We start from the raw sequence: 14,627 nt of genomic DNA, 5'->3' as shown, positions 1-14,627 counted from the left end.
TTCTCCAGACCGTATTTACCTGGACAGCAGCATAGAATGATTCATCCAAAGCATTGCGATCGCTTTTAGTCTGGAGTGCAATCGTGGCTCCCACGGATTCTGAAGCATTAACTGACTCAATAACACTAAATCCTGCCTTTTTCCTAGTCTGTAGCTAATTTCCTGGTAAGGTAAATGGTGCTCAAGGCAAACGGTCGCATTAATTCCTTTATGCAGTAAAACTGAATTGAGTATCTTAGTTCTAACTTCCAGCTCTGTTAAATTTCGCTCATCGCGCCTCGCTGAATTACTCCAGTTATTTGCCCCGTGTAAGCGAAAATATGACAGGACTTGGTTCAACCCGACAATATTTCCAAAAAAGGGAGCCAGGTCAGCGGGATAAGCGTCCGCAAAAAAACGATATTCCTGCTCTGGAATATCCAGAACCTGCGTCAAAAATGTTCGAGTAAAGCTCAGCGCAGTTGAAGGGGGCCACGGCCACCATCCTCCGGTTTGAGCAACCTTATGGGAAATATCGCCTCTAATCACCGGATGGGGGGGCCAGGGCAGACCCATCAGACTGCCTTCTTTATCAATATTTTGAATCTTGTGATACACGACTGCCGCATTTGAAGCACTAACGATCGCTTTGACGACTTCTTCTACTTTTGTCGGTAACCAAACGTCATCTGCATCAAGAAAACAAATGATTTCTCCTTTAGACGTCGCAAAACCTGCATTGACTGCCGCTGCCTGTCCATGGTTCTCCTGCAATACAGGAATGATTCTGTCTTGATAGCTAGCAATTATTTCTCTTGAACGATCAGTCGAGCCGTCATCAACAACAATGACTTCCAGATTGGGATAAGTTTGGTTTAAAGCACTATCTATTGCTTCTCCTAAGTAAGAAGCATAGTTATAGTTTGTGATAAGAACGCTGACTAGGGGTTGAGTAGTGTTCATAGATTTTGGAATTATAGCTGCATAGAATGTTGAACCTGGTGATAGTGCCACAGCCTGCCTCGTCGATCGAGGAGCTCTTCATAGCTGCCCTCTTCAACAATTCGCCCTGCCTCCAGGACAACCACTTTGTCAGCTCGCATAATTGTCGATAAACGGTGAGCGATCGCAATTACCGTTCGACCCGTTGCTAGCTCTTCTAAAGACTCTTGAATTAACCGCTCGGACACAGAATCTAGGGCACTAGTTGCTTCATCCAAAATCAGGATTTCGGGATTACGCAGCAGAGCACGGGCGATCGCAATCCGCTGACGTTGACCTCCTGATAATCGAACACCCCGATCGCCCAAAGCAGTTTCAAATCCTTCAGGCATCTCTTTGATAAACTCTAAAGCATTTGCTAACTGTGCTGCCTTGATGACTTCTGACTCACTTACCCCATCTAATCCATAGGCGATATTATTGTAGACCGATGTATTGAAGATGAAGGTATCCTGACTAACGATCGCCATTCTGCGCCGGACTGAGCCAATTTCAAACTCAGATAAATCTACGCCATCGATTAAAATCATACCTTGAGCTGGATCGAAGAAACGGGGAATTAAGTCTACCAGCGTTGTCTTACCTGCACCTGAACTACCAACCAGCGCAGTCATTTTGTTTTGCTCGACAGTAAGGTTAATATCGCGTAGAACGAGGCGAGCAGGATCGTAGCCAAAATCGACAGAGACGAATTTTATAGCATTTTTTAAGCCTGAAAAGACTCGATCCCCATTGTGAAAGTAAGGCTTATCATCCGACTTTAAAAACGCCTTGACGTTTTCTACAGATCCAGCCAAGCTGCTAAGTTGTGCCCTCACATTATTGATTGATTGCAATAGAGGCACAAGACGGAATAGAACGAAGAAGAACGTAAGCAGCGAAGCAACTTCGATCAGGTTTCGGTTCACGAATACAGCAAACGCTAATACAAGCAGCCCAACTAAAACTGTAGTTGCCAATCCATCTGCTAAGGGTTTGACCAGACCCCAAAACAGAATTGTCTTTTTATAGGATTTAACGATATTAGAGCTGGCTTGATAAAAACGACGTCGCTCAAAATCTTGCGTTGCAAACGCTTGAACTGTACGAATGCCATTTAAAAATTCAAGGGCTATTGAAGTAAACTGTCCGCTTGCCCTGGTCGTATCAAAACTGGATTCTCGCACTTTTTTATTCAGCGTTGCTAAACCTACTGTTAACAGCGTAAATAGCATTACAGCTAGCAGTGTGAGTTGCCAGGACAGCAAAAATAGGGAAGTCGCATAAACTAAAATTGTGAGCGATGTCGCGAGCAGAAACGAAAACGCACTGAATGCCTGCTTTAGCCGTTCAATCTCAGTTGTAATGGTATTAATGAGTTCTCCTGAACGACTTTTAGAAAAGTAACTCAGGCTAAATGCTTGAAGCTGCTCAAAAACTCGCTTGCGAAGGCGATCGAGAAGCTGCTGCTGGGTGAGTTCTGTAAACACATAGGCTAGATAGTTGCAGCTAATCCGCAGCCAGGTTGTTAATAAAATCAGAGCTGCAATACGGTTAAACCGCTCAAGCGGTGGACGGTTGATTCCCAAAAAATGAAGGTCAAACCATTGAACTCCAGTGCGAATTGGTTCAGCATTCGGATCAGTTAAATTTTGCAGGAACGTCACCAGAAAACCGATGCCAAATCCATCAAATAGGGCACCAAACAAGGTGAAGGCGATCGCTAAAATTGCAGTTCTCTTGAAGTGTTTAAACTCTCTCAAGATCAAATAGTTGTCAGTCCAAAATCTTGCAGCTTTTAGCTGTTTAAGAATCATGAGTAGAAGATGAGATCGCATTGGTATTCCTGCAATTAATAAGAGACAATGTGAGCAATAGATTCAGCTAAAATGCGAAGACCTGATTGAACCGACCAGCGGGGGGTAAACTCTAGAAGCGCCATAATTCTGGAGATGTTTGCTTGAGAATGCTGAATGTCTCCAGGGCGGACGTCAGCAAACTGAATATTTGGCTTCCAGTTAGGAAAATAGTCTTTAAGAATATGAATCAACTCGATGAGAGAAGTCTTTTGACCAGTTCCTACGTTACAGCTCAAGGTTGATCCAGCCGGCAAAGGAACGGTTAAAGCCTGAACAAAGGCACGAGCAACATCTTTAACATAAATAAAATCACGGGTTTGCTGTCCATCTCCATAGATTGTAATCGGTGTGCCTTGCCGCATTGCCTCTGTAAAAATGGAAATTACGCCAGAGTAAGGAGAATCAGGAACCTGACGCGGACCAAATACATTAAACAAGCGCAGCGAAATACAGGATAGATTGAACTGCCTGGCAAAAAGGTTAATGTAATATTCACTGACTAATTTTTGTAGGCCATAAGGCGAAATAGGATTGGCTTCCTGCTCCTCGGAGATTGGCAGTTGAATATTGGTTCCATATACAGCCGCTGAACTAGCAAACACGAGTCGGGAAATCTTTAAAGCCTCACAGAGTTGAATGAGTGCAACAGTCGTAGACAGATTATTGCGATGAACGTCCAACGGGTTTAACCAGGATTGTGTGACTGATGGGGTGGCAGCAAGATGTACAATACCGTCGATCGGCTTGATAAAGTCATGGGGTTGACAGGCAAAGAGATCCCGCTGCAGAAATCGGAGTTGGGGATGACAAGGAAGATTGTATAGATTGCCCGTAAGCAGATTATCCACCACTGTAACGGCATGCCCTTCTGTCAGAAGCTGTTCTGTAACGTGAGAACCAATAAAACCTGCTCCACCCATAATGACAAAGTGCATCAGAGGTCACTTCCATTTAACGAAAGGGCTATTAAATCGATCGCTGTATCACCCGTTGCCTCTCAAAGCGCCTCCACGGTTATTCCTTTGTCGGCTGAAAGTTTGCCAGGCTGGAAACCTGTCTTGCTTTAGCAAGAGGAACTAACCTTTTTTCGACCTTCTTCAATAGATTCTTTGTTGTCTGTACAGGATGCCGGATCCGCTCTAGCTGCCGATGGAGTGTAGGATGCTGATGTGCCCATAGTTCCTTCTTGAGCGCCCTCCAAACTTTCGGATATTGAATATCCTGTTCATGCAGATATGATTTTAGCCAGAGTAGATAATTTAACCGGGCAATGTGATGGATTTTCTCGCCTTCTTTCTGCTTCACAGCAGTTCGCCAGTAACTTTCTGGATGGTACCGATACCGATCCCAGCATTGGCTGGACACATAAACGGGTCTCTTTAGAAAAACTTTCGAGTGAAATACAATGTCTTCGAGCGCATTGCGAAAATTTTCTTCAAAACCGCTAAACTCATCAAAGGTGGTGCGACGAATTAAAATACTACATGTACAGGGATAAATATGACGGTTTTCCAGAAACAGGACGATCTGTTCTGGGGGTTCAACGAGCGTGTCAAATTGTTTACTCGTCAAGGTTAAAAAATCACCGAGCTCCTCGTCCGGGTTGAGCTGCCAGATACAGGGATTGTTTTCCATCCAGCTAAACCAGTACTGCGTTCTGCCATAGAGCATTGCAGCCTCAGGATGAGCTTCCAGAAGTGGAACTTGCTCTTCTAGCTTGTGGGGCAACCAGACATCATCCGAATCCAGAAACGCAATGTATTCTCCCCTGGAATGGCGAATCCCCAGGTTTCGCGTTGCACTCATGCCGCGGTTTTTATGTCCATTATGTTCAACATAGAAAATTTTGTCTGGATATTGCTGGGCATAGTGCTGAGCGATCGCCGTACTCTCATCGGTTGAGCCATCGTCTGCCAGAATCAGTTCCCAATTGTCATAGGTCTGCGCCAGGATACTCTCAATCGCTTCCTCAAAAAAGTTCTCCTTTTTCGCATTCCAGAAGATAATGATGCAGGAAACTAAAGGTTTTTGATCAAATGATTGGATGGATGATTGGTTGGACGATTGATTTATTGTTTTAGTCATTAAACCACCTCTCTAACTGCTGCTTAAATTCTTCGCCGTTCCAGTTTTCCACCGCGATTCGAGGTAATTCAAAGCGATCGCTCCCCTGCCAGACGAAATCTGCGGCGGTAGAACAGGCACACTCAAAGCCTGCTTCCTGAGCAATCGTCACGGTTTCTGGAGCGTAGTTTCCGAATGGATAGGAAAAGCTCATTACAGGACGATTGAGGAGCGCTTCTAACCTTGCCTTACTTTGCTGAATCTCAAGCTGCTGGTGATTTATCGACTGAGCAGACAAAAAGGGATGGGTCAACGTATGAGCGCCGACTTCAATCAGGCTGCTGTGCGCTAATTCCATCAATTCAGTTTGAGAGAGAGGGCGATGCGTGGGGCGCGGCGTTGGTTTTGTTTGTGCCCATGCCCGAATTTGATCTAGTAAGGTCCGGCGATCGACTTCAGCAAGCGGAAGTAACTGTTGCCAGATCGTGTAATAAAAAAACAATCGTGAGCCGGGTTGAGACTTCCAGGCAGGTTGATGGCGAGCACGTTCAGCCTCTTCTACGCGATAGGATGCGGCTGCACCCAGTTCCCAGCAACAGGAGTGACCGTTAATATCGAGCAAAAGCATTTCCGGTAGTTGTCCGGGCTGGAGCAAGAGCTGCTCTAACTCATCCCACCAAAATTCCTGCTCGCACCCCACATATCCTGCGGTTACAAAAACCGTGACTGGAATGCCATACCGTTCCAGTAAGGGCTTCGCGTCATACAGGTTGTCGGCATAGCCATCATCAAACGTTAAAGCCACTGCTCTTTGCGGCAAATTTCCCTTCTGATACAGCTGGACCAGCGTTTGCAGACTCATAGGGTGAGCTTGGTGCTGCAATACTTCTAACTGCTCGGAAAAGTGTTGCGGCGTGACGCAGAGACTCCAGGGATCGACATTGACCTCAGAGATACGGTGATACATCAGAATCAGGGCTTTCTGTCGGGTCAAACACTTCTGGAGCTTTTTAACAGCACGATTTAAGCGACTCACTTTCAAGCGGTTCATGACAGCACCTCAGGTTTGACTGCCCGAATCGTAATCGTGACTGGGTAGCCAGGATCACAGTAATCTAGTTCGTCAGTGTGAACCTCCTGAGTTGCCAGGCCCTGTAGAAATGCAGTGGCAATTAAGACATTCCCGAAGCTCTCAACCTCAACGTTTTCGGTAGGAAAAAGCTCTTCAAAGAGCCGCTGTGCCGATAGCGGAGTGAAGCTCCAACACCAGCATTTGTTCCACTCATGGTCATTTAGCGGCGTTATTCCAGGAATGGTTACGAGCAAAACGCCACCGGGCTTTAAAACTCGGTAAGCGGTCTTCAGCGCCAGCCGCACTTCGTAAATGAGCTGGAGGGTTTGCGTCAGAATAAGGCAATCGAAACTATCCGAGGGAATGTGCGGTGCGTCTGTTAAGTCACCCACGATCGTTGCCTCAGCATTTCCTTCTTCCACATGCAGAACATCGCTTTGCGTGACGCGATCCCCGCCATATTTGCGCGTGTAAAAGTGATCCCCGATCGCCAATACTCGTCCCCGAATATCCTCAGAATGACGAGTCATGAAGTTCTCGATGTAGTAGCGATCGATAGGCAGCCCGCGATCTAATCCCCAGTTTGAGCTGATTGGCTTTAAACGGCGTAAGTTCCCCCAGCGAGCCATGCCTAAAGGGGGGCTGTGCCTGTAGGTATGCCACTGCTGCTTCAACCATGAGTGAACGGGCTGAGGCAATACCCGTTGAGAGAGTTGTTTTAATAGCGCTGGATTCATAGACCAGTCTTATAGGAGGCGGAATGCTGCTTGCGGCATTAACTTACTGAACTTTTTGATTGCACCCTGAGTGCGAGAAGATAGATTTTTTAATTTGGATAGAACAGGATGGCGGTAAGGGAAGATTGCTTTGTTGAACGCTTCCCAAATTTGAGAATCCGTGATGCCCTGTTTTCTGAAATATCCCTCTAACCAGTTCAGGAAATAAGAACGCACCTGATGATACTGACCGGCTTGATTCACAATAGAACCACAGGAATCGGGATGAAGCCGATATTGATCCCAACATTCGTCAGCGACAAAAACTGGAAAATGAAGATACAGTTTGGTGAAAAATGCTTGGTCTTCGTAGAGCTGATACATTTTTTGAAATCCTTCCTCAAAACCTCCCAGATATTCGACCACATTGCGTCGCAGCATGATATCAGTAGGAGGAGGAGGAGTCGTCCTTCCTAGGGGGTAGGACAGGGTTAATAGTTCTGGTGGGTAATAGAGCCGATTCGCTGCGGCATAAGTCTCAGGAATCGCGTCTCGCTCACGGTCCTCAGAATTGCCAGTCCAGCTTTGCCAGTAAATACTTTTGCCATAAACCATTCCTGCCTCCGGATAAAGCTGCATGACCTTGATCTGCTGCTCTAGCTTGTGCGGCAGCCAAACATCATCGGCATCAAGAAACGCAATGTATTCGCCTTTAGCATAACGGATTCCTAGATTGCGAGTCGCGCTCATCCCCCGGTTTTGATGTCCTTCGTGTTCTAGATAGCGAATCTTTTCAGGAAACTGCCGAGCATAATTTAGAGCGATCGCCGTACTGCCATCGGTAGAGCCATCATCCGCCAACAGAAGTTCCCAGTTACCATAAGTCTGGGTCAGGACGCTTTCGATCGCCTCTGCAAAAAACTTCTCCGCGTTGAAGAAGATGATGATACTGGAAACTAGCGGTTGACTGCTCATAGCTGTCTTTCTATCTATCTTTTTTATCGATGTTCCTTGTGCATTGATTCCGGACGAGTGAAACAGCAATTGATCCCGTTAAACAGTTAGGAAGTTTCGTGCCCTACTTTATAGAATTGCGATCGCGAAACTACTCTATCTTTCAGCCAATATTTGCCCAGCCGCAGAACTAGAGGAATTACCTTTCGATAGACAGTTAGAGAATGGCTACAATTTAAAGATTCACGAATTTGCGTCACTGCTGCCTGAAAATCCCGTGAGCCGATGAGCTTGGGAACAGTATGGTAAAGTGCATCCAGTGCCCAGTTTTCTCTTGCTTTTGCAGCCAGCCAATCTGAATTTGCTATAGGTAGGTAGGATTGAAAAATCGCGATTGCCCGACGGATATCTCTCATATTTTCACCAGTTCGGGTATTGCGTTCGGTGCTGGAGTTTGAGTGCATCCGGTAAAGGGCTAAAGGTTCGGGTTCATACCAGATCGGATAATGTGCCGCAATTCGCACCCACATTTCCCAGTCTTCGCTCCAGGACAGACGACTGTCAAAGCCGCCCAGATGCTCGTAGACATCCCGCTGCACCACGATCGCGGGTGTTTGAATTCGCTGCTTAACTGCAATACGCTCCAGCCAACGATCCAGGATTCCGCTTTCAGATTGCTCCAGCTCAGAAAGGTACTGCCAGTGCCCCCGTTCGTCCATCATGATGTGGCGACAAAAAGCAGCCCCAATGTCGGGTCGCTGCTCAAAGGCACTTTGCAACTTGTGATAGAACCCAATACGGACGCGATCGTCGCCGTGTAGCAGGTGAATCAATTTTCCTCTAGCGCGCTCTAAGCAGGTTTGGAAGTTTTTGATATGCCCCACATTCTGTGGCTGGCGGTAAAATTCAACCCGACCTTGTCCCACTTCTTCAACTACAGCAGCCGGATCGTCTCGGGTTGAGCCATCATCAATCACTTCGATTTGCATCATTTCTACACCAGGGTCCTGCATCAGCACACTCGCTAAGGTTTCACGCAAATACTCAGCGCAGTTGTAGGTCGGGATCATCACTGACCAGAGCGGCTGAACTGCCTTAGGTATCTTTGGAATGGCTGCACGATACAAATGATTCTCGCTCATAGGTCGATACAAATTTAATAAAGCTGCAATTAATCAAGAAATGCGATAGATTAACCCTGCGTCACCGCTGTACTTCAATTCAAAATTCTGTTCGATATACTCAATAAATTTAGAGTTACTGGCTCGCAGCTTTTCATACTGAGAAGTCACGATACCAATCCAGCCCGATCCCTGGTTATGCAGTTCCTCCAATAATGAAATTAAATCCTGATCTTGTCCTGCGGCTAAGTCATCCCACCAGGGAATTTCTGACCATGCAGGTGGAAAAATCCATCCCCGCCTATGACTGTAATAGATCATTACAGGATTACCAATTTCATCGGCAATGCTAACTACGAGATCATCAGGCTCAGCTAACTTCTGCAATTCGATCCCCAGCCTGTAGCTAGGCTCTAGAACAGGGCGATACACGGAAGGCAATCGTCTATGGCCAAACAGACCGATGACCAGCAGAATAGTGAGTATGCAAGCCAGCACGACAGGAGTTTGTGAGCGTCGCCGGAACAGAGAGGCGATCGACAAAATTGCGTGCCCTGAAAGAGCTGCTGCTGCCGGATTCGCCAAATGAAAATTGTAGGGCTGGTCAACAAGATGTTTACACCCAATAAAGTAGTAGACTCCAACCCCAACAATCCACCAATGAAAAAACCAGGGAGCCTTGCCCCAGAAAGCTTCTGGATCAGGGTTTGAATTTGAAAGCTGCTGAGGGGGAGGTAACACCAACCCTAGACAAACAAGACCCAGTACAGGTTTTGTCCAGATCCAGCCATCGAAATGGCGATACAGTTTTGGCAGGTAGTATCTCTCGTTAATCCAGGTCATAAAGCCCTGATCCCAGAGCCAGCTTCCTGCACCCGCAAAGTGATGAGGCGGGTAATTCAGATAAAGATATCTTGCCCATAAGTAATAGGCAACCACGGGAATAAGCGTTAGCAAAGCTGCAATCGCGCTCGTTACAACCATTCTGTAATTCAGACGCTGCTTCTGTCTCAGGATCGTGAAGCTTGCATAGAGCATCGGAATTCCAACGACCAACCCAGTCAGCTTAGTTAGGAAGCCCCAGGCACTAATAACGATCGCAAGCCAGAGGTCAAAAAAACGTTCATGCTTACAGTAGCGAACTAGAAGCCAGCATCCTGTGGTGATAAGAGCAACCATAGCTGGATCGGGTAGGAATTCTCGGTCGGTAAAAATGCTGCCAGGAATCAGCGCCATTACGGCGGCTGCCATTAAGCCGTGCTTTTGATCCCACACTTGGCGTGTCAACTGATAGAGAGCAAAGATTCCCCATAAGCCGAATAAAACCGCAACAGATCGTCCAACCCAGTTATGTTGACCTACCATGCTGTAGAGCAGTGCTGCAATATAGCTGACCGTTTGAAATTCTCGCCCGTTGTAGCTTGGTCCAGGTCCATTCCAGCTAATTTCTGGATATAAGATATTCCAGTTTCTCCGCCAGAAATTGTCTGCCATCATGGCAGTGCTGGTTTCTCGCCAGCCATACTGATCAACAAACGGCTGATCAATTAACTGAAGACGCAAAGTTGCAGCACCGATAATAATGGCAGTAAGTAAGAGCTGAGTTCGAGAAATCCTTATCTTCATAGATCCAATTTCATTCCCCTAATCTTTCAATACAGCGTTCTTTACAGCGTTCTCCGCTGAATAACTGCTGCATTGAGAAGAACTTGAGAAACTGTTGACCGACTGCTTCCAGGGAAAAAGCTGCTTCGACACGACGACGGGCGAGTTTGCCTAGCTCAGATGCCCAGCCCGGTTGATCGAGTAGGCGATCGAGCGCAGATTGAAACGCGACCACGTCGCCGCAGGGTACCAGCAAGCCCCCGGATGCTTCTCCCTGGTTCAGGATGTCGGGCACCCCGGATGCTGCCGCTGCAACCAAAGGCAATCCGCAAGCCATCGCCTCGATCGGGGCAACCGGAAACCCTTCAAACACTGATGGAAAGGCATACACATCCCCAGCAGAAAGCACACGACGAATTTCACTGCGGTCTGTGATGTACTGATTTATCCAGGTCACATTTTGGATTGGAAGTGCATCAATTCGCTGCTGCAACACGTCGGCATCCTGCCCCGTTCCCAGGAGAAGCAGCCGTAGTTCCTGTTTGGGTCGCTCTGCACAAATGTTTGCCCAGGCATCCAGCAGAATATCTAGCCGTTTGGTGCTCATCTCAATCCGCCCGTGCCAGACGACTACCTGCGCTTCAAGCGGCAGCCCTAGAGCAGCTCTCGCCTCATCTCGGCTCATTGCAGTCCACTGTTTTAAATCGATCGGGTTAAAGATTTGAGCGACTTTGTGGCAGGGCAAATGGTAGCGATCGCTCACTCGTTGAATCTCGGTTTGAGGTGCGATCAGCAGTCCATCGCAAGCATTGATAGTGAAAGGTCGTAGCGATCGTCCGATCCGGTTTAGCTCGAAGCAGCCACTCTGAAAACTGCCGAAAACAGGCAATCTCATCCATTTACCTAGCAGAGTGCAGACATCGAAGCGCGGCGATTCATAATCCTGACATAAAATGGCACGACATCCGTGACGACGAATCTCCTGAAATACGCCCCTGAGAGGAGTTGCCAGATAGGGAGCTACCAGATTCAACCCTTTTAAGAAGCGGCGACGGTTTCCTTTGACGTTCCCTGCCATTTCCTCAAAGCTTTTCGCCAAGTAGGGATTAGGGTTCACCATCTGACGACGAATCGCTTGATAAGTTTTCGGTGCAGGCAAAACGCTAATGGTTGTACCCGTTGAAATATGCTGAAGTCGCAGCGGCTCAGTCACTTGTGCAGAGACCAAAATTAGGACAGTGCGGATGCCCACGAGTCGCAGAGCCTCGATGTAGCCTAGCAGCCATCCCCCCGGACCATCGGTACAGAAAGCTTCGAGGGTAACGTCGATGCTCTCTAAAAAGTCATCCCACAGGTCGCCCCAGGGCAGCAGCGCAATGCTAAATTGAGGCTGTCTTTCTGCAATCGTCACTTCAATTTGAGTCTGCTGTTCAATGACCATCTTGACACTGCACCTCCCTTAATTTATGAGGTAATCGCAGGGCACGCCATTCCTGCAAAAACTGCTGCTGAATCACCTTGAGTATCAGTCGAACTCCAGCTTTGATTATTTGCCAGGAGCGGCTACAGATTAACGCTTCTCGAAGCTGAATCAGCGCAGCTCTTGTATTTCCTTTGGTAGCCATTTGTTGAGCAAATGAGACTGCCCAGAGTGCCCAATTCTTGAGGGCAGATCGCGTCACCAAATCTGCAACAGATTCAGGTAGATAGGCGTGAATAATGGCAGTCGCGTTGCGGACATCCCGGATATTTTGCCCACTCAAAACCGATCGCTTGGTTAAGGAATTGGATCGATCGCGGTACAAAGCCAACGGCTCTGGTTCATACCCCACGGGATAATAGGCTGCAATCCGACACCACATTTCCCAGTCTTCGCCACAGCTCAACATCCGTGAATCAAAGCCACCGAGCTGCTCGTAAACCTCACGTCGAACGACCATTGCAGGAGGCTGTAGGGTTAACTCTGTCGCAATCCGTTCTAACCAGTTCGACAATATCCCTCGCTCAGTTTGCTCCACAATGGAAAAATACTTCCAGTGCCCGCACTCATCCATCAAAATCTGACGGCAGAATCCGGCTCCGATTTCCGAATATTGCTCAAACAGCAATTGCATTTTTGGATAAAAGCCATCGAGGATAGCATCATCTCCATGGAGCAGATGAATTAGATAACCCCGCGATCGCTGCAAGCACGTTTCAAAATTCTTGATATAACCAACATTCTCAAGCTGCTGATAGAACTGCACTCGCCCTTTGCCTAGTTCTTGAACCACCGCTGCTGGATCATCTTGAGTTGAGCAATCATCAACAACTTCAATCTGCATTAGCTCAGGTCCAGGGTCTTGAGCAAGCACACTATTTAACGTTTCTCGTAAGTAGCTAGCGCAGTTATAGGTCGGTATCATAACGGACCACAATGGACGCGATAGTCCGTTTTGAACAGGTCGTATTACTGCTTGATGAAGAGGTAATTCATTCATCTTAATTTATTTTCGCTGCTCCAGAACATATAGCGTACCGTCGCCCAGCAGCCATCTTCTGAACGAATACTGCTGTTTCACCATCCATCCAGACTCAGTAATGAATCTAAGTTTATATAAATACTTGAATCTACCTGTATTTTCTCCCCAAAGACAGGTAAAGCTGCTCCAATCTACCTTAACTCGTCTGTCAATATTGCTTTGTTGCGGCTCACAGGTTTCAAGCCGATTTGCAAAATGCCAGCCATTGAATTCAAATCCGCCATAAATTTGTTCAGGTAAAACTTTGGAATCTTCAATTAAACTATTGAGAGCTTGCCACCGTACTCGATTCCACAGCAGGTAGTCATGAGTTGCAGCAACAGTAAAGCTACCGTACACCAGCAGCAGGGCTGAAGCAGTAAAAGCCATTCCTGAGGGCAGCTTTTCTCCTAAAGAATCCTTGCTCAAAACAATGATAAGCATCATCAAAATAGGCATTAGAAAAAGCAAATAGCGATCGAACCAATACTGCTTATCCAGTCCTCCAATCACTACAAAATAAATAAAAGCGGCAGAAATAGCTAAAATAGGTAGCCATCCTTGATCTGAAGTATCTTCTTTCCAACGAGTCGTAAGATCTAAAAAGGCTGGAATGAGATATAAAATAATCACTGCCGCTCCAATAAATCCTATCAAGGTCAAAAGTTCCCAAGTTCTGTTCCATATTGCTTCTCCACCGGCATTGAGGCTAGAAGAGTAGCCGTCAAAGGCTTCGGGTCCTACACCAAAAGTTTCTAGGGTATTTCCAACAAAAGGCATTTGCCTGCCCTGAAGAACAAGGACAGTACCTGATGCTAGAAATAGCAAAATCACTAACAGATCTAAACGTCTATTTCTGAAAGATAAGCTTTTAAAGCGATCGGCAAGGCAAACTATTAAAAAGGGAAATAAAAACAATCCCAAGTAAACCAATATGATAATTGCATTTTCAAGATAGGTTAAAGCGACAGTCACTAACCCTTTGGAAAAGGTTTCTAACAAATTTTTAATCTGAAAACCATACAGGGCTGGCGTCTCGTTAACAGAGTTTAGCCAATGGGAATAACCTGCCTGCAATAATAAGCCTGTTATAGTTGGCAAAAAAGCTACAGTAAAATTTTTTATCTTTAATCCTTTTTTAGCCAGATAAGCCAAGCCGAAACTAGCAGTAATAACAATGCTGGATTGGCGATTTAAAATAGCAATGAATGAAATTAAAATGCCAGCTAGAACTTCTAAATTTGAGTTTAGCCTAAGTCCGCGAACGATGAAATAGAGCGATAAAATTGCAAAGGAAAATGAAGGAACATCACTATTAAAAGAATTTGATGAGCTAAAGTAGACAGGATTGAGAGCAATAACTGAAGCCCCAAGCAGAGCAAGCTGGAAATTCCCTGTCAATTCTCTTAACAGTCCATAAGATGCCAGCACGCCCAATAACCCCAGTACTAGCGTAGAGACACGAAGTACTGTGAACGAAAAACCAAAAGGTAAACAGAAGATAGCTCCCCAAACAACCTGTGATAGCAGGTTGGTTGCAGTCCAGTCAGAGAGCTGATACTCTCCTGTTTCTAGAAGCATTTTGACGGTCCAGCCGTAAGCCCAATCATCATTAAGCGGAAAATTGCCGATCGGGTTAATCAGCACGAGCATCGCCATCCAGACAATAGTGACTAGCAGGATGCTGACAAAATCAGGATTCAACCTAGAGATCCTGAGGGGCGATCGTAACGAGTTAGCTTTCATACTTGTTCCGCACCACGAGATAAAATTAA

12 protein-coding genes are annotated in these 14,627 nt (G+C 46.4%); all 12 read right to left on the bottom strand.

Translation table 11 applies throughout. The annotated features are described in order from the left end of the window. Positions 1-15: 15 nt before the first annotated feature. A complete protein-coding gene (locus NDA02_RS22905; RefSeq protein ID WP_348255997.1) occupies positions 16-942 on the bottom strand; it encodes a glycosyltransferase in 927 nt (308 codons plus the stop codon). An 11-nt stretch (positions 943-953) separates the two neighbouring features. Continuing rightward, positions 954-2,798 (bottom strand): heterocyst formation ABC transporter subunit HepA, encoded by a 1,845-nt coding sequence (gene hepA / locus NDA02_RS22900; protein ID WP_348255995.1) that lies wholly within the window; start codon positions 2,796-2,798, stop codon positions 954-956. A gap of 14 nt (positions 2,799-2,812) precedes the next feature. After that, the gene (locus NDA02_RS22895; protein ID WP_348255994.1) at positions 2,813-3,754 is read right to left on the bottom strand and encodes an NAD-dependent epimerase/dehydratase family protein; all 942 of its coding nucleotides are present in this window, start codon (positions 3,752-3,754) and stop codon (positions 2,813-2,815) included. 79 nt (positions 3,755-3,833) lie between these two features. Further along, entirely contained in the window at positions 3,834-4,904 is a 1,071-nt protein-coding gene (locus NDA02_RS22890) for a glycosyltransferase family 2 protein (protein WP_348249216.1), read from the bottom strand. Continuing rightward, positions 4,897-5,934, bottom strand: a complete 1,038-nt coding sequence (locus NDA02_RS22885) for a polysaccharide deacetylase family protein (RefSeq protein ID WP_348255992.1) — start codon at positions 5,932-5,934, stop codon at positions 4,897-4,899. Before NDA02_RS22885 ends, NDA02_RS22890 begins: the two co-directional genes overlap by 8 nt. Further along, on the bottom strand, positions 5,931-6,692 hold the full coding sequence (locus tag NDA02_RS22880) for a methyltransferase domain-containing protein (RefSeq protein WP_190794934.1): 762 nt from the start codon (positions 6,690-6,692) through the stop codon (positions 5,931-5,933). Before NDA02_RS22880 ends, NDA02_RS22885 begins: the two co-directional genes overlap by 4 nt. Positions 6,693-6,701: 9 nt before the next feature. Beyond that, positions 6,702-7,646 (bottom strand): glycosyltransferase family 2 protein, encoded by a 945-nt coding sequence (locus tag NDA02_RS22875; protein ID WP_348249214.1) that lies wholly within the window; start codon positions 7,644-7,646, stop codon positions 6,702-6,704. Between the two features lie 86 nt (positions 7,647-7,732). Continuing rightward, on the bottom strand, positions 7,733-8,767 hold the full coding sequence (locus NDA02_RS22870) for a glycosyltransferase (protein ID WP_348249213.1): 1,035 nt from the start codon (positions 8,765-8,767) through the stop codon (positions 7,733-7,735). Positions 8,768-8,800: 33 nt separating this feature from the next. After that, positions 8,801-10,372, bottom strand: coding sequence for a glycosyltransferase family 39 protein (locus NDA02_RS22865; protein ID WP_348255990.1), 1,572 nt, complete (start codon positions 10,370-10,372; stop codon positions 8,801-8,803). A gap of 10 nt (positions 10,373-10,382) precedes the next feature. Further along, positions 10,383-11,792, bottom strand: coding sequence for a glycosyltransferase family 4 protein (locus tag NDA02_RS22860; protein WP_190794930.1), 1,410 nt, complete (start codon positions 11,790-11,792; stop codon positions 10,383-10,385). After that, the gene (locus NDA02_RS22855) at positions 11,782-12,831 is read right to left on the bottom strand and encodes a glycosyltransferase (protein ID WP_190794929.1); all 1,050 of its coding nucleotides are present in this window, start codon (positions 12,829-12,831) and stop codon (positions 11,782-11,784) included. The genes NDA02_RS22860 and NDA02_RS22855 overlap by 11 nt, the downstream gene beginning before the upstream one ends. A gap of 6 nt (positions 12,832-12,837) precedes the next feature. Beyond that, a complete protein-coding gene (locus NDA02_RS22850; protein ID WP_190794928.1) occupies positions 12,838-14,556 on the bottom strand; it encodes a glycosyltransferase family 39 protein in 1,719 nt (572 codons plus the stop codon). Between the last annotated feature and the right edge of the window lie 71 nt (positions 14,557-14,627).

The sequence above is a fragment of the Leptolyngbya sp. ST-U4 genome (assembly GCF_039962215.1).
Taxonomy (GTDB): domain Bacteria; phylum Cyanobacteriota; class Cyanobacteriia; order Elainellales; family Elainellaceae; genus Leptolyngbya_A.
Note: the sequence above shows the minus strand (reverse complement) of the source record. Positions and strands in the feature narration are given on the sequence as shown.

Bases quoted from the DNA above. Each gene is read 5' to 3' on its own strand.
- NDA02_RS22885 (WP_348255992.1), bottom strand. From the start codon at position 5,934: ATGAACCGCTTGAAAGTGAGTCGCTTAAATCGTGCTGTTAAAAAGCTC.
- NDA02_RS22860 (WP_190794930.1), bottom strand. From the start codon at position 11,792: ATGGTCATTGAACAGCAGACTCAAATTGAAGTGACGATTGCAGAAAGA.
- NDA02_RS22870 (WP_348249213.1), bottom strand. From the start codon at position 8,767: ATGAGCGAGAATCATTTGTATCGTGCAGCCATTCCAAAGATACCTAAG.
- NDA02_RS22890 (WP_348249216.1), bottom strand. From the start codon at position 4,904: ATGACTAAAACAATAAATCAATCGTCCAACCAATCATCCATCCAATCA.
- NDA02_RS22855 (WP_190794929.1), bottom strand. From the start codon at position 12,831: ATGAATGAATTACCTCTTCATCAAGCAGTAATACGACCTGTTCAAAAC.
- NDA02_RS22895 (WP_348255994.1), bottom strand. From the start codon at position 3,754: ATGCACTTTGTCATTATGGGTGGAGCAGGTTTTATTGGTTCTCACGTT.
- NDA02_RS22880 (WP_190794934.1), bottom strand. From the start codon at position 6,692: ATGAATCCAGCGCTATTAAAACAACTCTCTCAACGGGTATTGCCTCAG.
- NDA02_RS22865 (WP_348255990.1), bottom strand. From the start codon at position 10,372: ATGAAGATAAGGATTTCTCGAACTCAGCTCTTACTTACTGCCATTATT.
- hepA (WP_348255995.1), bottom strand. From the start codon at position 2,798: ATGCGATCTCATCTTCTACTCATGATTCTTAAACAGCTAAAAGCTGCA.
- NDA02_RS22875 (WP_348249214.1), bottom strand. From the start codon at position 7,646: ATGAGCAGTCAACCGCTAGTTTCCAGTATCATCATCTTCTTCAACGCG.
- NDA02_RS22905 (WP_348255997.1), bottom strand. From the start codon at position 942: ATGAACACTACTCAACCCCTAGTCAGCGTTCTTATCACAAACTATAAC.